Source organism: Ruegeria sp. AE4, assembly GCF_056542185.1.
Genome location: NZ_JBQFZK010000010.1, coordinates 102,701 through 127,670 on the forward strand (window position 1 = coordinate 102,701; position 24,970 = coordinate 127,670).

The 24,970-nt window shown below is 58.6% G+C and carries 31 protein-coding genes; 22 read left to right on the top strand and 9 right to left on the bottom strand.

From position 1 onward, the window contains the following. Positions 1–9 precede the first annotated feature (9 nt). The 4 genes from ACR0EK_RS13465 to ACR0EK_RS13480 are packed head-to-tail and all read left to right on the top strand — an operon-like array spanning position 10 to position 2,541. A complete protein-coding gene (locus ACR0EK_RS13465) occupies positions 10–702 on the top strand; it encodes a DUF2062 domain-containing protein (protein ID WP_267364078.1) in 693 nt (230 codons plus the stop codon). Continuing rightward, complete coding sequence (locus tag ACR0EK_RS13470) at positions 702–1,448, top strand: pyridoxine 5'-phosphate synthase (protein WP_480967871.1); 747 nt, start codon at positions 702–704, stop codon at positions 1,446–1,448. Before ACR0EK_RS13465 ends, ACR0EK_RS13470 begins: the two co-directional genes overlap by 1 nt. Beyond that, positions 1,445–2,071, top strand: a complete 627-nt coding sequence (locus ACR0EK_RS13475) for a LysE family translocator (RefSeq protein WP_480900389.1) — start codon at positions 1,445–1,447, stop codon at positions 2,069–2,071. Before ACR0EK_RS13470 ends, ACR0EK_RS13475 begins: the two co-directional genes overlap by 4 nt. Then, positions 2,068–2,541, top strand: a complete 474-nt coding sequence (locus tag ACR0EK_RS13480) for a hypothetical protein (RefSeq protein WP_480900391.1) — start codon at positions 2,068–2,070, stop codon at positions 2,539–2,541. The genes ACR0EK_RS13475 and ACR0EK_RS13480 overlap by 4 nt, the downstream gene beginning before the upstream one ends. A 75-nt stretch (positions 2,542–2,616) precedes the next feature. On the opposite strand, the gene ACR0EK_RS13485 is transcribed toward ACR0EK_RS13480, so the two are convergent. Continuing rightward, on the bottom strand, positions 2,617–3,465 hold the full coding sequence (locus ACR0EK_RS13485; RefSeq protein WP_480900393.1) for a CE1 family esterase: 849 nt from the start codon (positions 3,463–3,465) through the stop codon (positions 2,617–2,619). A gap of 126 nt (positions 3,466–3,591) precedes the next feature. Here ACR0EK_RS13485 and acpS point away from each other — a divergent pair, with 126 nt between their 5' ends. The 4 genes from acpS to ACR0EK_RS13505 all read left to right on the top strand — a co-directional run bounded on the left by acpS (position 3,592) and on the right by ACR0EK_RS13505 (position 6,218). Continuing rightward, entirely contained in the window at positions 3,592–4,011 is a 420-nt protein-coding gene (acpS, locus tag ACR0EK_RS13490) for a holo-ACP synthase (RefSeq protein WP_209506227.1), read from the top strand. A gap of 62 nt (positions 4,012–4,073) precedes the next feature. Continuing rightward, positions 4,074–4,913, top strand: coding sequence for a signal peptidase I (gene lepB, locus ACR0EK_RS13495; protein WP_480487137.1), 840 nt, complete (start codon positions 4,074–4,076; stop codon positions 4,911–4,913). Beyond that, a complete protein-coding gene (gene rnc / locus ACR0EK_RS13500; RefSeq protein WP_480832625.1) occupies positions 4,910–5,587 on the top strand; it encodes a ribonuclease III in 678 nt (225 codons plus the stop codon). The genes lepB and rnc overlap by 4 nt, the downstream gene beginning before the upstream one ends. Positions 5,588–5,741: 154 nt before the next feature. Continuing rightward, complete coding sequence (locus tag ACR0EK_RS13505; protein WP_480483757.1) at positions 5,742–6,218, top strand: hypothetical protein; 477 nt, start codon at positions 5,742–5,744, stop codon at positions 6,216–6,218. Positions 6,219–6,269: 51 nt separating this feature from the next. On the opposite strand, the gene ACR0EK_RS13510 is transcribed toward ACR0EK_RS13505, so the two are convergent. Continuing rightward, a complete protein-coding gene (locus ACR0EK_RS13510) occupies positions 6,270–7,652 on the bottom strand; it encodes a multicopper oxidase family protein (RefSeq protein WP_480967872.1) in 1,383 nt (460 codons plus the stop codon). Here ACR0EK_RS13510 and ACR0EK_RS13515 point away from each other — a divergent pair. The 5 genes from ACR0EK_RS13515 (at position 7,651) to recO (ending at position 10,636) form a co-directional block, all read left to right on the top strand. Then, the gene (locus ACR0EK_RS13515; protein ID WP_267366116.1) at positions 7,651–7,779 is read left to right on the top strand and encodes a hypothetical protein; all 129 of its coding nucleotides are present in this window, start codon (positions 7,651–7,653) and stop codon (positions 7,777–7,779) included. The two genes, ACR0EK_RS13510 and ACR0EK_RS13515, sit on opposite strands and share 2 nt — an antisense overlap. Positions 7,780–7,812: 33 nt before the next feature. Next, positions 7,813–8,721, top strand: a complete 909-nt coding sequence (gene era / locus ACR0EK_RS13520) for a GTPase Era (protein WP_480473866.1) — start codon at positions 7,813–7,815, stop codon at positions 8,719–8,721. Beyond that, positions 8,718–9,047: a DUF1491 family protein gene (locus ACR0EK_RS13525; RefSeq protein WP_480900397.1), complete on the top strand. Its 330-nt coding sequence runs from the start codon at positions 8,718–8,720 to the stop codon at positions 9,045–9,047. The genes era and ACR0EK_RS13525 overlap by 4 nt, the downstream gene beginning before the upstream one ends. Positions 9,048–9,218: 171 nt before the next feature. Continuing rightward, positions 9,219–9,734, top strand: a complete 516-nt coding sequence (locus ACR0EK_RS13530) for an aspartate carbamoyltransferase catalytic subunit (RefSeq protein WP_480900399.1) — start codon at positions 9,219–9,221, stop codon at positions 9,732–9,734. Between the two features lie 176 nt (positions 9,735–9,910). Further along, entirely contained in the window at positions 9,911–10,636 is a 726-nt protein-coding gene (gene recO, locus ACR0EK_RS13535) for a DNA repair protein RecO (RefSeq protein WP_480900401.1), read from the top strand. On the opposite strand, the gene ACR0EK_RS13540 is transcribed toward recO, so the two are convergent. The 3 genes from ACR0EK_RS13540 to ACR0EK_RS13550 all read right to left on the bottom strand — a co-directional run bounded on the left by ACR0EK_RS13540 (position 10,620) and on the right by ACR0EK_RS13550 (position 13,551). Then, the gene (locus ACR0EK_RS13540) at positions 10,620–11,012 is read right to left on the bottom strand and encodes an META domain-containing protein (protein WP_480507408.1); all 393 of its coding nucleotides are present in this window, start codon (positions 11,010–11,012) and stop codon (positions 10,620–10,622) included. The two genes, recO and ACR0EK_RS13540, sit on opposite strands and share 17 nt — an antisense overlap. Before the next feature lie 40 nt (positions 11,013–11,052). Beyond that, positions 11,053–11,607 (bottom strand): hypothetical protein, encoded by a 555-nt coding sequence (locus tag ACR0EK_RS13545; protein WP_480546207.1) that lies wholly within the window; start codon positions 11,605–11,607, stop codon positions 11,053–11,055. A gap of 252 nt (positions 11,608–11,859) precedes the next feature. Then, positions 11,860–13,551 (bottom strand): acyl-CoA dehydrogenase family protein, encoded by a 1,692-nt coding sequence (locus ACR0EK_RS13550; protein ID WP_480900403.1) that lies wholly within the window; start codon positions 13,549–13,551, stop codon positions 11,860–11,862. A 144-nt stretch (positions 13,552–13,695) separates the two neighbouring features. Here ACR0EK_RS13550 and ACR0EK_RS13555 point away from each other — a divergent pair, with 144 nt between their 5' ends. Beyond that, positions 13,696–14,460, top strand: a complete 765-nt coding sequence (locus ACR0EK_RS13555; RefSeq protein WP_480483751.1) for a sulfite exporter TauE/SafE family protein — start codon at positions 13,696–13,698, stop codon at positions 14,458–14,460. A gap of 4 nt (positions 14,461–14,464) precedes the next feature. Here the strand turns inward: ACR0EK_RS13555 and ACR0EK_RS13560 are convergent, their stop codons facing one another. The 3 genes from ACR0EK_RS13560 to ACR0EK_RS13570 form a co-directional block, all read right to left on the bottom strand. After that, positions 14,465–15,010 carry a hypothetical protein gene (locus ACR0EK_RS13560; RefSeq protein WP_267364195.1) on the bottom strand — a complete coding sequence of 182 codons (546 nt, stop codon included), beginning with the start codon at positions 15,008–15,010 and terminating at the stop codon, positions 14,465–14,467. 33 nt (positions 15,011–15,043) lie between these two features. Then, the gene (locus ACR0EK_RS13565) at positions 15,044–15,430 is read right to left on the bottom strand and encodes a hypothetical protein (protein ID WP_480967873.1); all 387 of its coding nucleotides are present in this window, start codon (positions 15,428–15,430) and stop codon (positions 15,044–15,046) included. 280 nt (positions 15,431–15,710) lie between these two features. Continuing rightward, a complete protein-coding gene (locus ACR0EK_RS13570) occupies positions 15,711–17,309 on the bottom strand; it encodes a phosphoenolpyruvate carboxykinase (RefSeq protein ID WP_480832637.1) in 1,599 nt (532 codons plus the stop codon). A gap of 345 nt (positions 17,310–17,654) precedes the next feature. On the opposite strand from ACR0EK_RS13570, the gene ACR0EK_RS13575 reads away from it, so the two are divergent. Genes ACR0EK_RS13575 through ACR0EK_RS13605 form a run of 7 tightly spaced genes read left to right on the top strand, consistent with a single transcriptional unit; the run spans position 17,655 to position 23,076 of the window. After that, positions 17,655–18,359: a response regulator transcription factor gene (locus tag ACR0EK_RS13575; RefSeq protein WP_267364197.1), complete on the top strand. Its 705-nt coding sequence runs from the start codon at positions 17,655–17,657 to the stop codon at positions 18,357–18,359. Positions 18,360–18,390: 31 nt separating this feature from the next. After that, a complete protein-coding gene (locus ACR0EK_RS13580; RefSeq protein WP_480914532.1) occupies positions 18,391–20,109 on the top strand; it encodes an ATP-binding protein in 1,719 nt (572 codons plus the stop codon). 3 nt (positions 20,110–20,112) lie between these two features. Then, on the top strand, positions 20,113–20,583 hold the full coding sequence (locus ACR0EK_RS13585; RefSeq protein ID WP_480832640.1) for an HPr kinase/phosphorylase: 471 nt from the start codon (positions 20,113–20,115) through the stop codon (positions 20,581–20,583). Further along, on the top strand, positions 20,580–21,461 hold the full coding sequence (gene rapZ, locus ACR0EK_RS13590) for an RNase adapter RapZ (protein WP_480900405.1): 882 nt from the start codon (positions 20,580–20,582) through the stop codon (positions 21,459–21,461). The genes ACR0EK_RS13585 and rapZ overlap by 4 nt, the downstream gene beginning before the upstream one ends. Further along, positions 21,458–21,850, top strand: a complete 393-nt coding sequence (locus ACR0EK_RS13595; RefSeq protein WP_267364203.1) for a PTS sugar transporter subunit IIA — start codon at positions 21,458–21,460, stop codon at positions 21,848–21,850. Before rapZ ends, ACR0EK_RS13595 begins: the two co-directional genes overlap by 4 nt. A gap of 16 nt (positions 21,851–21,866) precedes the next feature. Next, entirely contained in the window at positions 21,867–22,136 is a 270-nt protein-coding gene (locus ACR0EK_RS13600) for an HPr family phosphocarrier protein (protein ID WP_209506323.1), read from the top strand. A 40-nt stretch (positions 22,137–22,176) separates the two neighbouring features. Next, positions 22,177–23,076 carry a lysophospholipid acyltransferase family protein gene (locus ACR0EK_RS13605; protein WP_480900407.1) on the top strand — a complete coding sequence of 300 codons (900 nt, stop codon included), beginning with the start codon at positions 22,177–22,179 and terminating at the stop codon, positions 23,074–23,076. Between the two features lie 47 nt (positions 23,077–23,123). Here ACR0EK_RS13605 and ACR0EK_RS13610 read toward each other — a convergent pair whose 3' ends face one another. Then, the gene (locus tag ACR0EK_RS13610; protein ID WP_209506328.1) at positions 23,124–23,999 is read right to left on the bottom strand and encodes a 3-hydroxybutyryl-CoA dehydrogenase; all 876 of its coding nucleotides are present in this window, start codon (positions 23,997–23,999) and stop codon (positions 23,124–23,126) included. 165 nt (positions 24,000–24,164) lie between these two features. On the opposite strand from ACR0EK_RS13610, the gene ACR0EK_RS13615 reads away from it, so the two are divergent. Further along, entirely contained in the window at positions 24,165–24,968 is an 804-nt protein-coding gene (locus ACR0EK_RS13615; protein WP_480900410.1) for a DUF6473 family protein, read from the top strand. Positions 24,969–24,970: the final 2 nt, after the last annotated feature.

The following is a 24,970-nucleotide window of genomic DNA, read 5'->3' on the forward strand; positions in this document are numbered from 1 at the left end:
TGATCACGGGTGGTATTCAAGCGCCGAGACCGACGCTCTCCTGTTCAGGTCGCATCGGAACTCGTCTATCCGCGTGGCGGATGGACCCGCGCCTTCCACTATGTCAAACACCGTGTCCGCCGCCTGCCGGATTCCCCTGACCGGATCGCCCGCGGCATCGGGGCGGGCGTTTTCGCATCCTTCACGCCGTTTTACGGGCTGCACTTTCTGGTCGCGGCAATTGGTGCGCGGCTGATCAAGGGAAATATTCTGGCCGCGCTCAGCGGCACGTTCTTTGGCAACCCCCTGACCTATGTCCCGATTGGGGTGATCTGCCTGCAAACCGGGCATTTCCTGCTGGGCACCGAATATGAAGAAGGCGACACGCAGGGGCTGATGGGCAAATTTGCCGACGCCATCGGTGACCTCAAGGACAACCTTCTTGCGCTCTTCACCGATCGCGTGGCCGACTGGCACGGGCTGGGGCAGTTCTATCACGACGTTTTCTATCCCTACATGATTGGCGGCATCATCCCCGGTATCGTGGCGGGCATCATCTGCTACTACCTCAGCCTGCCACTGATCCTGACCTACCAGCAGCGCCGCCGCGCGAAGATCAAGGCAAAGTTTGAAGAAATCAAACGTCTGGCCGGAGAAACATCTGCCAGTCCCGCGCCAAGATCGCTAAGGTCGGGGCGAAAATCTGCAAAAGGAACCAAATGATGTCCGAAAGCCGTCTGCGTCTGGGTGTGAATATCGATCATGTTGCCACCGTGCGCAACGCGCGCGGCGGGGCTTATCCTGACCCGTTGCGCGCCGCCAAGCTGGCAGAAGAGGCCGGCGCCGACGGCATCACCGCGCATCTGCGCGAAGACCGCCGCCATATCTCGGACGCCGATATCGACGGCCTGATGGAGGTTCTGTCGGTGCCTCTGAACTTTGAAATAGCCGCCACCGACGAGATGCAGAAAATCGCCCTGCGCCACAAGCCGCACGCCGTCTGCATCGTTCCCGAAAAGCGCGAGGAACGCACAACCGAAGGCGGGCTCGAAGTCGCGCGCGAGGAAAACAAGCTGGCCCATTTCATCGCCCCCCTGCGCGAGGCCGGGTGCCGCGTGTCGATCTTCATCGCCGCGGATCAGCGCCAGATCGAGGCCGCGCACCGTATCGGTGCCGAGGTGATCGAACTGCACACCGGCGCCTATTGCGATGCCCATGCCGAAGGCCGCATGGACGCCGCCGCGCGCGAGCTTGAAGCGCTGCGCCAGATGTCCACCTTTGCCCATTCGCTGGGGCTCGAGGTTCATGCAGGCCATGGCCTGACCTATGACTCCGTAAAGCCGGTTGCCGCCTTCCCCGAGGTCATGGAACTGAACATCGGGCATTTCCTGATTGGCGAGGCGATCTTTCTGGGTCTCACCCCCGCCATTCGGGAAATGCGCCGTCTGATGGACGAGGCACGCGCGTGATCACCCCCGGCTTTATCGCCATCTGGTTCGCCTGGCTGATGGCCGGGGGCTCGCCGGGCCCGGCCACGATGGGCATTGCCGGAACCGCCATGACCGAAGGCCGTACCGCCGGGCTGGCCTTTGCCCTTGGCATCTGCGCCGGATCGGCCGCTTGGGGCATTGCCGCAGCGCTGGGCCTGTCGGCGGTCATGCTGGCCAATGTCTGGCTGTTCGAGGTGATCCGCTATGTCGGCGTGGCCTATCTGGGCTGGCTGGCGCTGAAGGCCCTGAAACGCGCGATGACCTCGGATAATGAGGTCGCCCTGGGCAAAGCGGTCACCGGCACGCTGCCCACGATCTTTGCCAAAGGTGCGGCGATCCACCTGACCAACCCCAAGGCGATCCTCAGCTGGGGGTCGATCTATGCCATCGTCGCGCCAAGCGATGCCAGCCTGCCGATGCTGCTGGGCTATTTTGGCATGCTGTACGCAGGATCACTGCTGATCTTCATCGGCTATGCGTTTTTGTTCTCATCCGCCCGCATGGTCCGCACCTACCGCCGTGCCCGCCGCTGGTTCGATTTCGCCTTCGCCGGGTTCTTTGGCGTGGCGAGTTACAAGATCCTGACGGTGCGGTTGTCGTGATCAACCTTTGGACATCCGAGCAAAAAACCTTGTTGTTTAATCGGGTTTGGTACGTGGTTTGTTTCGTTGTTAGTATGATGCTGTCGGTTTCGTCGGGCTTTGCCCGGGAAAAACTGGGCCTCGAAGGTGTGTTTTTCTTTCCGGTCGATTTCCTTGTGACCCCCAGCTTTATGGCAGCAGTGGTTCTCACACATCCATGGTCAAAGAGGTTTTCTGAAACAACCGCAAACGCCACATTGTGGTACAACGCAGCCTACATGGTTGGTCTTTCAGTGGCGGTGTTATGGGCTATGCAACTCGCAGCATTGTTTTACCACTTCAGGTATTGGCACCAATTTGATTTTTCGGCTTTCGCTTTAAGAAACGGTGTTCTGCTGTTTTGGGCAGCGGTTTCTATAGGCACCTGCCGAGCCGTGCTATCGCAATCGATACAGGCAAAACGAACGCTTTTTGGCGGTGAAAGAAGCTGACACAACTGATCCTCGGTTTCGGTACAGACTTGGCAAACGCACGCAAATTGATTTCCGCAAAATCCGGTGGAAGCGCTAGGGCGCGTTCGAGATTTCCAAAAACCATTCCGCCACGGCATTTGCCCAACCGGGTTGCCTGCCGTGGCCATGTGGCCCCAGCGCCAGGGTGACAGAGCCGTCCTGACACTTGCTCCACTTCTTTCGCCAGGTTGCGCCCTCTGTTGAAACGCTGTTTGCCATCTGCCCGCATCCATTGGTTCTGGTCAGAATTTCAATGGATTTCAAAACGCTGCCCTGTTCGAAATCATAGTCCCCAAAGGTCACAAAACGCCCCTCCAGCGGGACGGTCCGGTCTGCAAATCCGTGGGAATGATGCATGTGAACCGGGCCGCTGCACCGCCGCCACATTGGCTCCCAAAAAGCCCCTGATGCCGAGGCATAGGCAAAGGCAAAGGAATGATCCGTGCAGGCCTTGTCCCAAACCAGTGATCCGCCGCGTGAATACCCCGCCAGCAAAATGCGATCTGCGTTCAGGTCGAAACGGGCAATGGCGTCTTCCTTGATCTGCTCCAGCGCGGCCAGATCATCCCGCGGCCAGCGATAGCCATCATGCACCCCCCAGTCCAACACCTTGGGGTTGCCAATGTCGACCTGACCATTCGGCGCGATAAAGGCGATGCCGCGGTCGGTAAAGGCCGCCGCGAGGCCGGAAAGATTCACGGCTGAATTCGCCGTTGCCCCATAGCCATGCAGATAGATAACAGCTGGCGGCTCGGGCGCGGCCTCGGGCAGAACCACCCGATAGGACAACTCTCCTACCTGACAGGGGGTTTCCTCGGTTCCGCAATCCTGTGCAAAAGCGGGGGAAACGGTGCTTGCGACAATGCCAGCCACCGCGATTGCCATGAACGGAATTTTCGACATTGCGTCCCCCGCACCAACGTAAAAATTGAACATTCCGGTAAAGTATATCACGGAATGCGGCAACCAACCGCTTGCGCGTGGTCATCAATTGCCGTTGATTGGCCCGACCAGAGAAATGAGAGCCACATGATCCTCGGCATCGGCACAGATCTTGCAAATATCGACCGCATTCAGGGTACGCTCGACCGGTTCGGCGACCGGTTCCGCAACCGTGTCTTTACCGACACCGAACAGCGCAAGGCCGAACGCCGTGCAGATACCGCAGGCACCTATGCCAAGCGCTGGGCCGCGAAAGAGGCCTGTTCCAAGGCGCTCGGCACCGGCCTGCGCATGGGCATTTCGTGGAAAGACATGGCCGTCACCAACCTGCGCACCGGGCAGCCGGTGATGCATGTCACCGGCTGGGCCGCCGAACGCCTGAACGAACTGACCCCCGCAGGGCACGAGGCAATCATCCACGTCACGCTGACCGACGACCACCCCTGGGCACAGGCCTTTGTCGTGATCGAGGCGCGTCCTCTGCAAGATCACGTCACACAGCCTTGACTTGACCCCATCCCCCCCGCATGTAGCAGCGAAGCCAAGCACAGAGAACTGGAGAGAGCAGTATGGCCGACGAAGCCAAGACCGGAAGCGGCGTCTGGGAAACGATCAAGACCATCGTCTATGCCCTGCTGATCGCGGGCGTGTTCCGGACACTCTTCTTTCAACCGTTCTGGATTCCCTCCGGTTCGATGAAACAGACGCTGCTGATCGGCGATTTCCTCTTCGTCAACAAGATGGCCTACGGCTATTCCTACGCCTCATGCCCCAGCCTGATCATCCCCAGTGTCGGTCTGAATATCGACGCCGAAGATCTCTGCGGCTGGATGCAGGGCGACGACGGCGGCCGCATCTGGGGCGGCGACCCCGTGCGCGGCGATGTCATCGTCTTCCGCCACCCGGTTAGCGGGCGCGATTATATCAAGCGCCTGATCGGCCTGCCGGGCGACCGCATTCAGGTCCGCGAGGGGCAGATCATCCTCAACGGCACACCGGTTCCGCAACAGCCTGACGGCATATTCACCGAAATCGCCGAACCGCAGGGCCCGCAACGCCTGCGCCCGCGCTGCGAAAACGGCCCCGTTGGCGTTGGCGGCGCCTGTGAAAAGTCGCGCCTGATTGAAACCCTGCCCAACGGCGTCACCTATGACGTGCTGAATATCGGCAATCAGGGCTCGGACAATACCGGCATCTATACCGTGCCCGAAGGCCATTATTTCTTCATGGGCGACAACCGCGACAACTCGGCTGACAGCCGCCTGCCGCAATCCGCTGGCGGGGTTGGCTATGTGCCCTACGAAAACCTGATCGGTCGCGCCGACCGGATCATGTTCTCGTCCGCTGGCCGGTCGATGCTGTTCTTCTGGACCTGGCGCGGGGATCGGTTCTTTAAGGCGGTCAATTGAAGCTCTCGGCTGAAATAAAGGCGTTCCAGCGGCGATTGGGGTATGAGTTCAAAAACCCCGAACTGCTGGTGCGTGCGCTGACCCACGGCTCGGTCTCATCGTCGACCCGGCCCGACAATCAGCGGCTTGAATTTCTGGGCGACCGCGTGCTGGGCCTTGTCATGGCCACTGCGCTGCTTGAGGCCGACAAGAAAGCCTCCGAAGGCCAGCTTGCGCCCCGGTTCAACGCGCTGGTCCGGAAAGAGGCCTGTGCAGATGTCGCCCGCCAGATCGATCTGGGCGCGGTGCTGAAACTGGGCCGGTCCGAGATGCTCTCGGGTGGGCGCCGCAAACAGGCGCTGCTGGGCGACGCGATGGAGGCGGTGATTGCCGCCATCTACCGCGACGCCGGGTTCGAAGCCGCCCGCGATGTCATCCTCGCCCTCTGGGGCGACCGCATCCACAAGGTCGAGGCCGACGCCCGCGACGCCAAAACCGCGCTTCAGGAATGGGCACAGGCGCGCGGCCAGAAACCACCCAGCTATGTCGAGGTCAAGCGCAGCGGCCCCGACCACGCCCCCGTCTTCACCATCGCCGCCCGCCTTCAGGACGGAACCGAGGCACAAGCCACCGCAGGCTCTAAACGCCAGGCCGAACAGGCGGCGGCCAAGGCGTTGCTGGAGCGGGTCGGCTGATCCCTGTTGAAGCTCGGCCTGTCACAAACTTCAATCTAACTTGAAGCCTATAGAAGCCACGACAGACGACCTGTATCTGGGTATCAGTCGTTTTGGCACCCGTCAGACTGCGGCAGGTCAAAGCACTCGGGAAACAACGTATAAGGGCAATCCTATGCAACGTGCAAAACTCTCGCTCGTCAATATCGGCTTCCTGTTCATTGCCGGGTTTGTGGCAACCATGGCCTTCGATTTCTGGGGGCAAGTTGTCAGTCCGGGGATCGGCTGGGCCAACCTGTCACCCGAAGGTCTGGCGCAGAGTTTGCTGTCCAGTCTGGGTTTGCCCAGCAACGCTTTTCTGGGCTTCTTCGTGCATTTCTACATTGTCGGCCTGATTGCCTATCCTTTGGGTTGGTTCCTTATTTTCCAGCCAATCTGGGTCAAGGTACTGGGTCCGGTCCACATGTTGGCGGCCTCGGCAATCTATGGATTCGGTCTGTGGGTGTTTGCAATCGGAGGTGTCACGACCTTTGCCGGTCTGCCGCCGTTCCTGAACTTCGTCGGGATCACATGGGTCGCGCTGATCGGCCACGTTTTGTACGGCATCGTGTTTGTTGCCGTGCTGAACCCCATCCTGCGCCGTCACCCGTGATCTGATCCGTTCTATCCGTCGGTCCGGTGTCGGGCCGACGGCTTTCATTTATCACTCCACCCGGATGAACCCGGTCAGCCCGGTTTTCTGATGTTCGATCACATGGCAGTGAAACGCCCAGTCGCCAGGGTTGTCCGCCACCAGTGCGATATCCGCCACCTCATCCTTCAACAGCAGCATCGTGTCGGTCATCAGCGGTGGCAGGGTGCGCAGGTTGGATCGCAGCGGCACGAAGGCCAGCCCGTGCAGGTGGATCGGATGCAGGTTGGGCGACTCGTTGCGCAACCGCAGGACATAACTTTTGCCTTGTTCCAGAACCGCCAGCGGCCCGGTGCCCTGCGCTGCATCACCCGGCCAGGGTTTGCGGTTGATCGACCAGAAACTATACCCCAGCGTGCCGCAGAACCCGTCATTCGGGGTACCGCCCTCCGGCGTCCAGCCAAAGACGAACTCATGCAAATCCGCACGGTCCGGATCGGGGCGCGCAACGGGGTTTGCCCGCAGCGGGCGCAGCTCTCTCAGATCGCGCGCCGCTGATGTGCCAGTAGCCCGCAAGCGCACCATGGCGCGGTGCGGCTGGCCGGGAAACTTGGCCATCAGGTCCGCCGTCTGCCCTTCGCCCTCGGGCATCCGGACGGCAAAATCCACCCGCTGACCGGGGCCCAGCAACAGCGGTTCATCCGCCGTTGGCACCGGTAGGTCGATCTCGACCGGATGCCCGTCCCACGCGATGATCCGGGTCTCGGCTCCCTCGGGATGCAGCTTATAGATGCGGGTCGTGTCCGTGTTGACCACCCGCAGCCGTACCAGACTGCCCGCCGCGTGCTCATAAATTGCTGTGCTCTGCCAGTTGGCGGTCTGCACCGTGCCAAACGTGCCCGCTCGCGCCGCACCCCGCGCCGTATAGGCAGGCAAGAACGCGTCACCCTCGTCCAGACGGAAATCCCGCAGATTGATCACCTGTTCGCTGTCGAACCCCGGCTCTTCCGGCTCGGCAATCACCATCACACCGGTCAGCCCGCGCGCCATCTGCTCCATCGTCATGCAATGGGGGTGATACCAGTAGGTCCCCGCATCCGGTGGCGTGAACTCATAGGTGAAACTTTCGCCCTCGCCGATGGGCATCTGGGTCAGGTAAGGCACCCCGTCCATCTCGTTGCGAATGCGCAACCCGTGCCAGTGCATCGAGGTATAGTCCGGCAGCGTATTGCGCACGCTCAGCCGCATAGGCTCGCCCTGCCGCCCATACAGAACCGGCGGCGGCGCATCGGGCGACAGGCTGACCATCCCTGTGGTCAGCCCTTCGCGCAGCCGGTAACTGGCGGGTTGCAGCACCAGTTCCTGTGCTGCATCACCTGCCGCCAGCGACCATTCGCCCAACCCAAACGCACCTGCGGCGGCACCGCTTCCAAAAAGAAACTCGCGACGTTTCATGACAACCTCACTGAAAGGATTTGCTGCCGGGCTGGAACTGGCTGGGCATCTGTGCCTGTCCTGCCACCGCAAACGCAGGGCCGCAATGCGACAAATCCCTCTGGCCCGCCGCCCCTTTCTGCTATAGGGGGGCGCAGTTGCAGACAGGATTGCCAGACATATGACCACACGCGCCGGATTTATCGCCCTGATCGGAGAGCCCAACGCAGGCAAATCCACCCTCCTGAACCGCATGGTCGGGGCCAAGGTCTCGATCGTGACCCATAAGGTGCAGACCACGCGTGCGCGTATCCGCGGCGTTGCGATGGAAGGTGACGCGCAACTGGTCTTTGTGGACACGCCGGGCCTGTTCAAACCGCGCCGCCGTCTGGACCGTGCCATGGTCGCCGCCGCCTGGGGCGGGGCCGCCGATGCCGATATCGTCGTGCTGATGGTCGAGGCGCATCGCGGCATCACCGAAGGGGTCGAACGCATCCTCGAAGGGCTGGCCGAGATCGGGCAGGGCCGCACCATCGCGCTGGCCATCAACAAGATCGACAAGGTGCCGTCCGAGAAACTGCTGGCGCTGACCAGCGACCTGAACGCGCGCTACCCTTTTGCCGAAACCTTCATGATCTCGGCCGAAAAAGGCCACGGCGTCGACGACCTGCGCAAATGGCTGGCGGGCGAATTGCCCGAAGGCCCGTGGCTGTATCCCGAAGACCAGATCGCCGATCTGCCCCTGCGCATGATCGCCGCTGAAATGACGCGCGAGAAGCTGACCCTGCGCCTGCATCAGGAACTGCCCTACCAACTGACGGTCGAGACCGAAAACTGGGAAGAACGCAAGGACGGCTCGGCCAGAATCGATCAGGTCATCTATGTCATGCGCGACGGCCACAAGGGCATCGTTCTGGGCAAGAAGGGCGAGACGATCAAGGCCGTCAGTCAGGCCGCGCGGGCGGAACTGGAAGAGTTCCTCGACCGCAAGATCCACCTGTTCCTGCAAGTGAAAGTCCGGCCCAACTGGCTTGAGGAATCCGAGCGCTATTCGGAAATGGGTCTGGATTTCAAAGACGGCAACGCATGACCCGCCTGACTGCCGATTTCTGGGTTCACGCCTATCTGGCGCGGCTCCGGTTTCAGGAAATCCCCGCCTTTGTCGTGGCCCATGGCGATGACACCGCGGGCGCGGTTCTGGTCAAGCTCAACACGCTCGACGGGCAGGCCACCGCCTTTCAACGCAGCTTTGATCTGATGAGCGGCGAACGCACATGGGTCGAACTTTCCTCTGGCCCCGAGAGCGACGTGGATCACGCCATCCAGCGCCAGCACAGCTTTGACCCCGACCTCTGGGTGATCGAGGTCGAAGACCGTCAAGGCCGGCACCTGCTGGGCGAAGAGGGGCTGGAGTAGCGGGCCGGGTGAATGTCGGCTTTTGAGGCCAACCAGCTCATTCGGTGGGGTGCGGTTAACGTCTTGCTTAGCCTGCATCATCGGACCTATATCTCTTTGTAGATATCCAGCGAAAATACAGTCATACGACACTGCAAACATTGTATGCGCCAATTCATCATGAGTTCATAAATGACTGATCCTTGGAAAGACCTTCTTGCGCCAAACGAAAAAATTCTCTGGCAAGGAGCGCCAAAAAGCCGCGTCCGGCTTGAGTGGGAAAGCCCGTTCATTCCTTTCTTTTATATGTTTTTTACTGGGTTTTCCGTTTTCTGGATGGTAATGGCAAGCAAAGCGGGAGGTCTTTTTTGGACTTTTGGTCTCTTGTTTTTTTTCGTGGGTTCATATGGCCTTGTTGGCGTTCACTTCTGGAAGGCCTTCATTCGCAAGCAACAACATTATACGCTGACAAATCAACGTGCTATGATTGGCACGAAGATGTTTGGACGCAAAAAACTGCAAACATATTCCATCACCGAGACTACAGAGATCGAGTTTGAGGAATCCGGGGCAACCGGCAATATCTATTTTGCCAAACACGAAAGCCGGGGAGAAAATGGGACGAAGGTAACGAAGATTGGATTCGAACAAATCGAAAGTCCACGGCAGGTGTTATCACAAATACGTAAAGTTCAAGAAGAGCGTTAATGGAAAATCAGACTTTGTGGCAATGTCCGCTTTGTCCCACTTAGATCACTAGCCCCCTCCCGTCGGACCAAGCGATTCACGTATCTTTCCGCGTTTGATGTGTAAAACCATTGCGGAACGGACCCCTTCACGATTTTCTGGGAACACCACAACTTATTCACCGACAGGACCCCGAATTGGACTGGCGCGATCACGGCATCCTACTGACCTCTCGACGCCACGGCGAAACCTCGGCGATTATCGAGGTCTTTACCGAATCCCACGGGCGTCATGCCGGTGTGGTGCGGGGCGGGACCAGCCGCAAGATCGCACCGATCCTGCAACCCGGCGCGCAGCTGGACGTGCTGTGGCGCGCGCGGCTGGAAGAACATATCGGCACCTTTCAGGTCGAACCTCTGCGCTCGCGCGCGGCGGCGGCGTTTTCCGGGCGGCTGGCCCTGTCCGGGCTGAACGCCGTCGTGTCGCTTTTGTCCTTCTGCCTGCCCGAACGAGAGGCGCACCCGGCGCTCTATACCCGGACCGAGCGGTTGATGGACCTGTTGGGACAGGATGAGATCTGGCCGCTGGCCTACCTGCGATGGGAACTGGCGCTGCTGGACGAGCTTGGCTTTGGCCTTGATCTGACCGCCTGCGCCGCGACCGGCACGACCGAGGGGCTGATCTATGTGTCGCCCAAGACCGGGCGCGCCGTCAGTGCCAAAGGGGCGGGGGAATGGGTAGACAAGATGTTGCCGCTGCCGCCCTGTCTGCGGGGTGAAGGCACCGCGCCGGATGCCGAGATTGCCGAAGCTTTGCGCACAACCGGATATTTCCTGAACCACCGCGTCGCCCCTGCGCTGGGGCATAACCCTTTGCCCGAGGCGCGTGCGCGGTTTGTGGATCAGGTCACTCGGCGGCTGTAAACACCATTTCGTGCCCGTCCTCATTGCGCAGGATCAGCACATCGCCCGACACTTCGGATTGGGTCATGGCCAAAAGGGCGGCGAAATAGACCCCTTCGGCCTCAAGCCCGGCGCAGGCGGCCCGCGTTGCTCTCAGGTCCTGAATTTCGAACCACGGGTAGGGCGCGTTCAGCGTGCCGTCATAACTGTTGCAGGGGGCATTTCCGGTGATCCTGCCCTCTTCTGGGAACCGCAGCAAGGCGCTTGCGGCAAAGGGCTGTCCGTCGATCTCCTGCAACGCCCATGTCCGGTCTGCCGCGCCATAGGCGGCAACGGATTCATCCCTGTCGCATTGAAACAGGGCCATCAAAGGCAGGGTCAGGATCAGGCGTGTCATGGCAGGGTTCTAGCGTATCAGCCGTATCTGCGGAACCGGGTCAGTAGGGCAAAGACCCGTTCAGAAGCCGCTCGCGCACTTCCAGCCGGGGTGCCCAGTTGTATCGTGTATCCTCGCGCACCGGCGCCCAGAACAAGACACCACTGTTGCGCCAGGGGTCGAGGATGATACCGTCATACATCGTGTCCCCCTTGGCGCTGATCGATGCCGAATGGTGGATGATGCGAAACGGGGTTGGAGGCGACGTGGCCCAGTTCAGGTCCAGCGTCCGGAAATTTTCCTGCCGCAAGCGTTTGGTCATCGCTTCGGCCCAGTCATTGCACAGACCCTTTTCGCGGAACCCGTTGATGACCTTGGCATTGTGGATGATCGCCGGGTCGGTGACGTTCCAGTCTTGCTTCAGCTGCTGCGAATAGGCATAGGCAATCGTGGCCGCTTGCTGTGCCTCGGTCGGATCGACATTGGGCCCAAGCGCCTGGATCGACTGCGCCAGCGCGTCCACATCACTCCGGCTCACCGTCGGCTGAGACGTGGTGCAAGCCGCCAGAGCAAGAGCCGCAAGAACGGCCCAAATGGCAAGGAAAGGTCGGGTCATGCGGTATTCCAAAAGTTAATTTCGACGCCTCGTGTCCGGTTGATGCTGTACCGGTGAAAAGGGCGGGATCAAAGGGGGAAGTTTTGAAACACGCAGGTCAGATATGACCGTTACGCGGGCCGCGAGGGGCGATGGTATGTTTTGTACAAAACGTACTCTGCACGGTTCGGACCGCGTACAGATTGTACAAAACAGGAAAAAGACCCGGCGCAAGCGCCGGGCCAGTCGGGGAAACAGGACTGCCGGAATGGGTCACCCGAGCAGACGTCGTGCGATGACCTGTGCCTGAATTTCGGCAGCCCCTTCGAAAATGTTAAGAATACGCGCGTCACACAGAACGCGGCTGATCTTGTATTCCAGCGCGAAGCCGTTACCGCCATGAATCTGCAACCCGTTATCCGCCGCAGCCCAGGCCACACGCGCACCAAGCAGCTTGGCCATACCGGCCTCAAGGTCACAGCGCTGGCCGTGATCTTTTTCCCATGCGCTGAAATAGGTCAGCTGACGCGCGATCATGATTTCGACCGCCATCATCGCCAGTTTGCCAGACACGCGCGGGAAGTTGACCAGGGATTTTCCGAACTGCTTGCGGTCGATCGCATATTGCATGGCGATGTCCAGCGCACACTGTGCCACGCCGATGGCGCGGGCGGCGGTCTGGATGCGCGCACTTTCGAAGGTTTCCATCAACTGTTTGAAACCTTTGCCTTCTTCTCCGCCCAGCAGGTTCTCACCCTTGACGTGGAAGCCGTCAAAACCCAGCTCGTATTCCTTCATGCCGCGATAGCCCAGAACCTCGATCTCGCCACCGGTCATGCCGGGGGTCGGGAAGGGGTTCTCGTCAGTGCCCGGTGTCTTTTCCGCCAGGAACATGGACAGGCCGCGGTGGTCGGTGCTGTCGGGGTTGGTCCGCGCCAGCAGGGTCATCACATGGGTTCGCGCGGCGTGGGTGATCCAGGTCTTGTTGCCGGTGATCTTGTAATCGCCATTCTCATCCTTGACCGCGCGCGTGCGCAGGCTGCCAAGGTCTGAACCGGTGTTAGGTTCCGTGAAAACGGCGGTCGGCAGGATCTCGGCACTGGCGATCTTTGGCAACCACTGTGCCTTTTGCGCGTCGGTGCCGCCCGCGATGATCAACTCGGCCGCAATCTCGGATCGGGTACCCAGCGAACCCACGCCGATATAGCCACGCGACAGTTCCTCGGACACCACGCACATCGACGCTTTGGACAGGCCAAACCCACCGAACTCCTCGGGGATGGTCAGACCAAAAACGCCCATTTCCGCCAGTTCTTCAATGATTTCCAGCGGAATCAGTTCATCCTTCAGGTGCCAGTCATGCGCGTTTGGTTCGACCTTTTCCTGCGCGTAGCGGCGGAACTGGTCCCGGATCATCTCAAGCTCTTCATCCAGACCGGACGCGCCGAACATCGTAGCTCCGGCCTGATCCTGCATCAGCGCAACCAGACGGCTACGTGCGGCCTGAGAATTGGCCCGTGCCATCAGGGTCTGTACTTCGGTCGATTGAAAGCCCGACAGCGCGTCCCAGCCAAGACCCATATCCTGAAGACGCACCACCTCGCCCTGGTTCATCGGAATACCGCCCGCGACCTGATGCAGATATTCGCCAAAGGCTATCTGGTGCAGCAACTGCTCGATCTCGCCAAATTTACCATCGGCTTGCAGCGCTTCTGCCCAGCGCTGCATCTGTTGCAGCGACTGCGAATATGTCGCCAGCCAGGCCAGACCATGCGCGGCGGTCTGATTTGCTTCGATCAAAACGCCAGAAACCCGGCCCTCAGCAGTCACCATGCCACGCACGGATGCGCGGGCTTTTTCAAAAACGGCGTCCACAGCAGGCACGGCGGCCCGCGTTAAATCCAGAAGATCGGGCAAAACTGCATCAGTTGTCATTTGGGTCATATCCTGTCCGTCATGGGCCATGAATCGCGTCCTTTCCTCGGTCGTCTGGTCATATCATGCTGCACGTGCAGCGCAACAAAAATACTCAATTTGCTGCTAGAAAGTTCAAAAATTACCTCATCATTTTTGCAATGCAGAAGAAAATCCAGATGATATCTAGAAGGCATGGACCTGTTTTCCCTTCTGTCGCCGCAAGAGCTGTTACTTGCCATCGCCGTCGCCTTTGCCGCCGGATGGGTCAAGGGCATGGTTGGATTTGCCATGCCCATGGTGTTTGTATCTGGCCTGAATTCGTTTCTGCCACCGGATCTGACCCTGGCAGGGCTTATTCTGCCGACCCTTGTCACCAACGGCGTTCAGGCTTTTCGCGGGGGCGCCAGCGCCGCACTCAGCTCTATTCGACGATTTCGGGTGTTCCTGGTCGTTGGCGGTATTTTTCTGGTGCTGAGCGCACAGCTGGTTACGCTGGTGCCCGGCTCGGTCTTCCTGCTGCTGATCGGCGCATTCGTGTCCTTCTTCGCCCTTGTGCAGGTTCTGGGCGTCAGGCTGGTGCTACATCATCCATCAACCGGTGTTGAGGCTATTGTTGGCGGCGTCGCCGGGTTCGTGGGTGGCATGTCGGGCATCTGGGGTCCTCCCACAGTTGCTTATCTGACGGCTTTGAATACCCCGAAGGCCGAGCAGATCCGAATTCAGGGCGTCATCTATGGATTGGGGGCGGTCATGTTACTGGCCGCGCATGTCTGGTCCGGTTTTCTGCGGGTGCAAACGGTTCCGTTTTCAGTAATACTGATCTTTCCCGCCATGCTTGGCATGTGGGTTGGTTTGAAACTGCAGGATCGCATCGATCAGGCCAGCTTTCGCAAGGCCACGCTGTTCGTTTTACTGGTGGCGGGATTGAACCTGCTGCGGCGTGGCCTGATGGGCTAAGGCGCTAGCCCGGTCGCCTGTCTGCAAATCGGAACGCGAAATACAGACCCAGCATCAGAAAGAACAGGCCCGAGATGTCGCCGATCAGGAACGCGATGTATTCAACCGTTGCACTGCCAAAGACCAGATTGGTCAGGCCAGAGACCAGAATGGATGTGGCTATGCCCACGCCCATAACGCAAATCCAGCAGGGTTTGCGGTTCGGGTTGGGGAACAGGTCCCATCCGACAGCCTTGAGCAGATAGAAAACCGCAGGAACTGTCAGAACCGCGACAGCAATTGCCAGCAGGCGGGTGGGCAGGAAAACATCCGTTCCCGCCAGATAAGCAAAGACGATGAACACACCCGGCAGCAACGCAAATACCGCACGCCACCCCAGCAGCCAGGCCGACAGGACCCGCACGCCATGCGGCAAAAACAGCAGGCTCGCCCGGCTTGGGTATTCCGGAAAAAACACGTTCTGCATTGGCATCAGCACAGCGAAGGTCAGTATCGACGCAAGCACGTAAGCCAGTGAAGCCGCAAGGGTGTCAGTCGCCCAGCCGCGCATCGCAATTACCGCATCGTGCGCGCACGGGGCGCATCATCTGGGGGCATGAACGATGTACCGCCCGCGATTGGCGCTGCCGCTTTGCGAAAGATAGCCTTTTTCAACCAGCGATTTCAGCGCGCGGAAAAAAGTTGGGCGCGAAATGCTTTGAACCAAAGTATGCTCGATCAAACCGAACGTACGCACTTCCTGAGTGGATTTTGAAAGCTCTTCCGCGGCGTAGTAGATGTCGCGCTCAACCGGAGATAGTTTTTCCAGCCCAAGCGTCCGCTCCATGCTTTGCATCAGTTTGCGTAGTTCGGTGAGTTTCGAGATTTCCGTCATGGTGTTACCTGTAGTTTTCTGTGCCAACTGCGGCCTGTCCGCGACCATTTGAACCACGCCGATCGCAATACCAACCAGCCAGTCCCATGTTGACACTCATCCCCGTTTACTTAGACTAGAAGCCTGATTAGGTTGCTCAATCCAGCGTTGTGAGTGTGCGCATATGAGCTTCCATAAAGTCCTTTCAGTCAGTGCCCGGCGCGAATGTGCCGGGCTTTTTCGTCTCAACAGTAAATATGCCTAGCGCAGATCGCACTTTGAAACAACGCACTTGTGTGTGCTTTTAACGACATACAACTATAAGATGAGTATTCGGCGGACAGCAAAAAAGCTACGGATCGGCAAAAAGAAAGGGGCCTGACGGCCCCTTTTTCGTTTATCCGATTGCGACGGCTTTGATGTCGTCGTCAATGAACGGCAGATACTGCTCAAAGTTCTCGGCAAACATCTGCACCAGTTTCTCGGCCTGCTTGTCGAATGCGGCCTGATCATCCCAGGTCCGACGCGGGTCAAGCAGAACTTCGGGGACGCCCGGAACAGAGACGGGAACGTCAAAGCCGAAATTGGCGTCCTTGCGGAACTCGGCGTCGCGCAGTGAACCATCCAGCGCTGCGGTCAGCAGGGCGCGGGTGGCCTTGATCGGCATCCGGCTGCCGACACCATAGGCGCCACCGGTCCAGCCTGTATTGACCAGCCAGCAGGTCGCGCCGTGCTGGGCGATCTTGTCGCGCAGCAGGTTGCCGTAGACTTCCGGGCGACGCGGCATGAACGGCGCACCAAAGCAGGTCGAGAAGGTGGGTTGCGGTTCTGTAACGCCACGCTCGGTCCCCGCCACCTTTGACGTGAAGCCCGACAGGAAGTGATACATTGCCTGTGCAGGCGTCAGCCGCGCGATCGGAGGCAGTACACCAAAGGCATCGCAGGTCAGCATGATGATGTTCTTCGGATGACCACCCAGCGCGCTTTTCGAGGCGTTCGAGATATACTCAAGCGGATAGGCGCAACGCATGTTCGCTGTCAGCGAGTCGTCGTCGAAATCCAGTTTCTTGGTCTCGGGGTCAAAGACCATGTTTTCGATCACGGTGCCGAATTTCGAGGTGGTCGCATAAATTTCCGGCTCGGCTTCGGCGTTCAGGTTGATGGTCTTGGCATAGCAGCCGCCTTCGAAGTTGAAGGTGCCCCGATCCGACCAGCCGTGCTCGTCATCTCCGATCAGCGTGCGCGAAGGATCAGCGGACAGGGTTGTCTTGCCGGTGCCGGACAGACCAAAGAACACGGCGGTATCGACCGCGTTTCCGACAGCATGGTTGGCCGAGCAGTGCATCGGCATCACGCCTTTTTCCGGCAGCATGTAGTTCAGCAGGGTAAAGACGGATTTCTTGTTCTCACCCGCGTATTCGGTGCCGCCGATCAGAATCAGCTTGCGGTCGAAGTTCAGCGCAATAACCGTCTCGCTACGGCAGTTATGTTTGGCCGGGTCAGCCTGAAAGCTGGGGCAGTTGATGATGGTGAAGTCCGCGGTGAACTCGTCCAGATCCTCGCGATCCGGGCGACGCAGCAGGTGACGGATGAACAGGTTGTGCCAGGCAAGCTCGGTCACCATGCGCACGTTGATCGCGTAGGTCGGATCGGCACCACCGACGAGATCCTGCACGAAATAGTCGCGGCCTTTCATATGGGCCAGCATGTCTTGGTAGAGGGCGTCAAATCCCTCGGGGGTCATCTCGGCATTGTTTTCCCACCAGACAGTGTCAGCCACGCTGCTGGTTTTGACGACGTGCTTGTCCTTGGGCGATCGACCGGTGAACTTGCCAGTGGTGACCAGAAAGGCACCGCCATTCCCAAGTGTACCTTCGCCGCGCTTCAGCGCTTCTTCGATCAGCGCCGGTTCCATGAAGTTATAATAGACATTGCCCAGACCCTCGATGCCCTGATCCTCGAGGCGGAATTGCGGGTTAACCCGTCCAGATGTCATGTGTATCTTCTCCTGTGGCGGCGCGGAGGCTTTGGGCCCTGAGGCGCCTTTGGGGCAGTGTACCGGCAAAACCGGCGGTTGGGCGCGTCTTACCACGGTCGTTCAGGACATGAACAGGCGGGTTTGACGCAGTTAGCGCAACCAAGTTCGGGTTTAGCGCCATCACAAATTCAATGACCGAGAACCGGGCATATTTTTGCGGGCATAAAGGCAAATTTGCCGCAGACCTGCCGCAACAAAGGCACGATTCGCAGTTACGGATTGATTCGGCGTCTTAAAACCGCCAACAATGCCTTACAAATAAGCGAATTATTGCGCGAGTGAGCAGGAATAGGGGTGAGCCCGATGTCAAAGATTGCACTTGTGGATGACGATAGAAACATTCTGACGTCTGTATCCATGACACTCGAAGCCGAAGGTTTCGAGGTTGAAACTTATAATGATGGCCAGGCCGCGTTGGATGCGTTCAACAAAAAGCTGCCTGATATGGCCGTACTCGATATAAAGATGCCGCGAATGGATGGCATGGATCTGCTGCAGCGGCTGCGTCAGAAAACGCAGATGCCGGTGATCTTTCTGACCTCGAAAGATGATGAAATCGACGAGGTTCTGGGTCTGCGCATGGGCGCGGATGACTATGTGAAAAAGCCCTTCTCGCAACGGTTGCTGGTTGAGCGCATCCGCGCCCTGCTGCGCCGGCAAGAGGCAACAAGCGGCGACGCAATTGCGGCCAATAGCAACGACACAAAGGTTATGGAACGCGGCGACTTGCGGATGGACCCGCTGCGCCATGCGGTCAGCTGGAAAGGGAATGATGTATCCCTGACCGTGACCGAATTCCTGCTTCTTCAGGCACTTGCCCAGCGTCCGGGTTTCGTCAAAAGCCGCGACCAGCTGATGGATGTGGCCTATGATGATCAGGTTTATGTGGATGACCGGACGATCGACAGCCACATCAAGCGTCTGCGCAAGAAGATGCGCGCGGCTGATCCCGAGTTTTCGGCGATCGAAACCCTTTATGGTATCGGTTATCGGTACAACGAAGAATAGGCGCCACGCCAGCAAGGGGTAATGGGCTCTCGTGCGCGACACCGAAGCAGCCAGCGAACTACGTGACGGTGACGTCGTACTCGGGGATGACTGGGTCATTCCCGACGATACCGAGTCAGCGGAACTGAGGGAAAAGCGGTCCCAGAGAAACCTGTTTTCTCTGCGAGGCTCGCCTTTGGCGCGCAAGATCATCACCTTCAACCTGATCGCGCTGGTGATCCTGGTTACAGGATTGCTGTATCTGGACGATTCGCGGAAAGAGACGGTTCAGCAGACGGCGCGCAACCTGCTTGGCGATGCGCAGCTGGTCAGCAACGTCTTTGAAACCCAGCTGCGCCAGGGTGCGCAGCACACCGCGCAGGATGCTGGCAACCTCGACGTCAGAGATACGCTGTCAGGTTTGACACTTCCCGAAGGCGGCGAAGTCTTTGTCTATGACGCCAGTGGCACCCTGATTGGCTGGACACGCGGTGCCCCGCAAGTGTCGGCCATGCCGGTTCTTCTGCAAACCAATTCCGAGGTGCAAACCGGCAGCACGGTGATCAGCGACACGTTGAACGCGGTCTGGATCGGTGTGTCGAACCTTCTCAACTGGTCGACCGAGGTCGAGGCACCGACTCTGGCACAGCGGGTGCAGGGAATTATCCCACAGGCGCTGGCAGGTCAAAGGCAGGTTCAGGCAGTTCAGGACGCCGCAGGTGAGACCGTGATCGTAGCCGCTGCTCCGATTCTTTACGAGGATACCCCTGCCGGAGCAGTTGCCATCACAGGCCCCGCCGGTGAGATCGACGCACTGGCCCGCCGTGAGCAGGAGCGCATTCTGCAAATGTTCGTGGTGGCTTTGCTGGTTTCGGTGGGCCTGAGCCTTGTGCTGGCTTCGACCATCGCCAACCCATTGGCGGACCTGGCCGCAGCGGCCGAAATGGGTAAGGATCGGGGCACAGGGGTCAATCCGGGGCGCATTCGCATCCCTGATCTAAGCGCCCGTCCGGATGAAATCGGTCGCCTCAGCCGCGCTTTACGGGGCATGGTGACTGCTCTGTATAATCGGATCGACGCAAACGAACAGTTCGCCGCTGATGTCGCCCATGAAATCAAGAACCCCTTGGCCAGCCTGCAATCCGCTGTTGGCACGCTTCGCATGGTCAAGCGCGAAGATCAGCGCGACAAGCTGCTGGGTGTAATCGAACATGACGTTCGGCGCCTGGACCGGCTGGTCAGCGACATCTCGAACGCGTCACGTCTTGATGCGGAACTGGTTAAGGAAGAAGAGCAGCCCTTTGATCTGCTCAAGCTGATTGGCAATATCGGTCAATATCTGGGTGAGGACGCGCGGTCCAAGGGGATTGACTATATCACCGATCTGCCATCCGAACCGATTGTCATTAACGGGCTTGAGGCACGGCTGGCGCAGGTATTCGTCAATCTGATCACCAATGCCATTTCCTTCTGTGAAGAAAGTGATGCCATCCGCGTCTGGGTCCGTCAGCGAGACAACCGTGTTCTAGTCGTGGTCGAAGACACCGGGCCGGGTATTCCGGAACAGGCCTTGACCAAAGTGTTCAAGCGTTTCTATTCGCAACGCCCGGCAGAGCATTTCGGCAACAATTCGGGGCTTGGTCTGGCCATCTCGAAACAGATTGTCGAAGCTCATGGCGGCGTAATCTGGGCTGAGAATATCCGCCCGACCGAAGCGGATATTACGTCAGACCCGCTAGGGGCACGCTTTGTGGTGGGGTTACCTGTATAACTCATGCAAGCAGGTTCTCTGTCAGACGCCAAAGACCGGGACAGCGCTTGTGTTCATGCCTCATGCGTAACAGTTGCCGGGCGCGGGCTGTTGATCGTCGGTGCCTCGGGCGCGGGAAAATCGGCATTGGCATTGCAGATGATGGCCTATGGGGCGGGTCTGGTCGCGGATGATCGGGTCGACCTGTCAAGGCGGGACCATCAGGTCATTGCCGCCGCCGTGCCGCAGATACAGGGTTTGATCGAGGCCCGTCACATTGGTTTGATCAAAGCGGATGTATTCGGACCGGTCCCCTTGGACTATGTTGTGGATCTGGATCAAAACGAGCCACAAAGGTTACCTGCCGAGGCGACAATCGTGCTGCTGGGGCAAACTGTTCCCTTGCTTCGCGGGGCGGGCGTGCCCAACTTGGCCGCAGCGTTGATGCAGCTTCTGAAGAATGGGCGTGTACACCCGGAATGGCCGAACAAATGACAGAGCAACGGCGGATCGTGCTGGTAACAGGCCCATCAGGGGCCGGAAGATCCACAGCCATTCATGTACTGGAAGACCTGGGTTTTGAGGCCATCGACAATCTGCCGATGGGCCTGCTGCGGCGCCTGCTGGACAGCGCGGACAGCGACCGCCCAATGGCGCTTGGCATTGACGCCCGAAATCGCGATTTCTCGACAATCGGGTTTATCGAACTGGCCGAAAGCCTGGGCCGCATGGCGCGGGTGGATTTGACCGTTCTGTATCTGGATTGCAGTGATGACGTATTGGTGCGCCGGTTTTCGGAAACCCGCAGGCGGCATCCCGTCGCCAAAGATGCCAGCCCTGAGACCGGTGTTCAGCGCGAAAAAGAGCTGCTGGCCCCCATACGCGAGATTGCAGATACCCTGATCGATACAAGCCAACTGAACGTGCACCAGTTACGGGAAGAAGTTGAAAACTGGTTTGCGCCACAGGGGGGGCGACATCTGGCAGTTTCAATCGAGTCGTTTTCGTACAAGCGGGGCCTTCCGCGTGGGCTGGACATGGTCTTTGATTGCCGGTTTCTGGCGAACCCCTATTGGCGCCCCGAGTTGCGGGCGGCGGATGGGCGACACTCGGACGTTGCGCGCTATGTCCAATCGGATAAGAATTACGAACCCTTTCTTGGACGGGTGATGGATTTGCTAACCTTGTTGCTGCCGGCCTTTCGGGCCGAAGGAAAAGCACATCTGTCGGTGGCTTTCGGATGCACGGGTGGGCAACACAGATCCGTCGCAATGGCAGAAGCCGTTGCAAAGGCCCTTGCAGAGGATGGGCAGCAGGTGGCAATTAGGCATCGCGAGATGGAACGTCGGTCGTTGAATGTGAGGTCGGATTGATCGGAATTGTGATCGTTGCGCATGGCGGTTTGGCCCAGGAATACCTGGCCGCCACACAGCATGTGGTCGGGCCGCAGCCCGGCCTTGTGGCCATTGCGATCGAACCTGACCACGACAGGGATGAAAAACAGGCGGAAATCTGTCGTGCGGCTGACGCAGTGGATATGGGCGACGGTGTTGTCGTTGTAACCGACCTGTTCGGCGGCAGCCCTTCAAATCTCAGCCTGCGGGCCTGCGCCCCTCAGGATCGGCGGATATTGTATGGGGCAAACCTGCCAATGCTCATTAAATTGGCCAAAAGCCGCCACTTACCCGTTGGTGATGCTGTCCGTCAGGCAATGGAAGCTGGACGCAAATACATCAATGCGCAAAATGTGACATTGGACTAAAATCGGATTGATGAATATGACCACCCGAAGCCTGAAAATTATCAATGAAAAAGGTCTGCATGCCCGCGCATCTGCGAAGCTGGTCGAGGTTGTGGAAGGTTTCGACGCGCATGCCGAGGTGTCGAAGGACGGAATTTCTGCGTCAGGCGACAGTATTATGGGCCTTTTGATGTTGGCAGCATCACGTGGAACAACTATTGACGTCGAGACCTCCGGACCGGATGCTGAAGCATTGGCAGAAGCTCTGGAAGCGCTTGTGAACGACAAGTTCGGAGAGGGGTTCTAAGCCGCCCTCGCCAGGACAGAAAGAACGGGAAGGCCAGGAATTGGCGGAAACGACGCACGAGACCAAGACAAGCCCGGTGGTGGATGGGACCGCAGATCAGGGCGAGATCTACGATCGTAGAACTCTGACCTATGCGAACTCTTTCGACGATGCCTGGACTTCGACGGCCATTCGCGCAATCGAATGGTGTACGGGCAAGCTGACCATTCTGCGGATGGTTAACAAATTCGAGAAAAAGAACGAACTTTACCGGGGGCAGCGGTTCTGGGGCGGCGCGCTTGAGGTGATGGGGATTGACCTGACCACACCGCAAGAACAGATTGCCCGTATTCCAAAAACCGGCCCCGTCGTTGTCGTTGCCAACCACCCTCACGGGATGGTGGACGGTATGATTCTGGCCGAGTTGATCGGGCGGGTCCGCAGTGATTATCGCATTCTGACCCGCTCGGTCCTGACGGGTCTTGATGAGGCCGCGACGTCTTTCATGATCCCGGTTCCGTTTCCGCATGACCCCGAGGCGCAGGCCAAGATGCTGGAAATGCGTGGCAAGGCTATGGACCATCTGAAAGACGGCGGCGTCGTGGCGCTGTTCCCGTCCGGCGTCGTCATGTCCTCGGATGACTGGTTCGGCCCCGCAGTCGAGCGCGAGTGGAATGTGTTCACTGCAAAGATGATCCGCCGTTCGGGTGCGCGCGTGCTGCCTATTTTCTTTCCCGGCAGCAACTCGCGCTGGTACCAGATAGCCAACAAGCTGTCGCCGATCCTCCGGCAAGGGTTGTTGCTGCACGAAATCGTCCGCTCGTGCAAAAAACCGCAATCGCCGGTCATCGGCAATCCGATCTCGGATCAGGACATGGAACAGCTGGAACGTGACCCGCGTGGTTTCATTACGTGGCTCAGAAACCATACAATGTCGCTGGGCAAGTCAGGTCAATCCTGACCCGTGTCTTCATCTGACCGACACCGTGCTTGGCAAGGGCGGTTTTGTTAGCGGGTCGGAACCGGCACCTCGCCGCGATAGTCATAGAAACCGCGTTGCGTCTTGCGCCCCAGCCATCCTGCCTCGACGTATTTGGTCAAAAGCGGGCAGGGGCGATACTTGGTATCAGCCAGACCATCATGCAAGACGTTCATGATGGCAAGACATGTGTCCAGCCCGATGAAGTCCGCCAATTCCAATGGCCCCATTGGATGATTCGCGCCCAGCTTCATCGATTGATCAATGGATTGGACGCTTCCGACACCTTCATAAAGCGTATAAACGGCTTCGTTGATCATCGGCATCAGGATGCGGTTAACGATGAAAGCCGGGAAATCTTCGGCGCTGGCGGCCGTTTTGCCCAGCCGGTCCACGACCGCCTTGCAGGCTTTGAAGGTTTCCTCATCCGTTGCGATGCCGCGGATCAGTTCCACCAATTGCATGATTGGAACCGGGTTCATGAAGTGGAAACCCATAAAACGTTCGGGCCGGTCCGTGCGGCTGGCCAGACGCGTGATGGAAATGGACGACGTATTCGACGTCAGGATCGTATGCGGCAGAAGGTGAGGTTGCAGATCTTCGAAAATGGCCTGTTTGACCGTTTCCCGCTCGGTCGCGGCCTCGATCACCAGATCTGTCTGCCCCAGCTGCGGCAATTCAAGGGTGGTTGTAATACGCTTCAGGGCTGCCTGCATCGCATCGTCAGTGATCTTGCCGCGTGACGCCTGACGCGCCATGTTGCCTTCGATCGTGGCCATTGCGCTGTTCAACGCATCCTGACTGACATCATTCAGCAAGACATCGTATTCCGCCAAAGCCAGAACATGAGCAATGCCGTTGCCCATCTGACCCGCACCAATCACCCCGACCGATTTAACTTCCATGTTCAGCTGCCTTTGCCCTGGAGGATACCGGGACAGTATCGGCAGACCGGGGCGGGCGGCAAGGGGATCGAACCGGTCAATTTTGCTTCAAATGCGCGCATTAGGAGATTCTCAATACCTAAGGCCGCAAATTGGCAATTGGGTGAAAAATTTGGGGGGCTTGGTATGAGCTTTCATCGTGTAAGCAACGGCACAGAGGCCACGTGCCAATATGCAGGATCAAATCTGTGGTTTCGGTCGCCGCCCGGAAATCTTGATACGCCTTATGTGGCCTGCCTGGGTGGAGAAGAGACGTTTGGCCGGTTCGTGGAATATCCGTACCCGGCATTGCTTGCAAAAAGGTTGCCGAAACCTTGTATCAATTTTGGTAACCTTTTTTGCGGGGCTGACGCGTTGCTTGCCGACCCGGGGGTACTAAACCTTGTCAACGGATCGGACCGTTGTGTGCTGCAAGTGCTGGACGTGCCCTGCCAGTCGAACAGGTTCTATCGCGTGCACCCGCGTCGGAATGATCGGTTTCTTGAACCTTCGCGCGATCTGCTGGATCTTTATCCCGAGGTCGATTTCACGGAAATCCACTTTGTCAGGCATTTGCTGGAACGGTTGCGGGCCACAAAGGACGCGCGCTTTGAGGTTGTGGCACAAGAGTTGCGAGAGACTTGGTTGCGCAACACATCCGAGCTGATACGCCGGATCAAGTCGGGGGTTGTTCTTCTCTGGCTGCATATACAGCGACAGGAGGACCGGCATCGCGATCTTGTCCTGCCCGACGCTGACATGATCGAACAGGTTCGACAGCTATGTGCCGATGTCGTGGAATGCACGGTCAGTGTGTCCTCCTTGTCAGACGAGATCGAGGACGTGTTGTTCGGGACGCTGCAACAGCCTGTGGCCGAGCATATGCTCGGCCCCTCCGCGCACAGGGAGATTGCTTTGAAGCTTGAGGTGGCTTTGAGAGAATTGAATTAAAA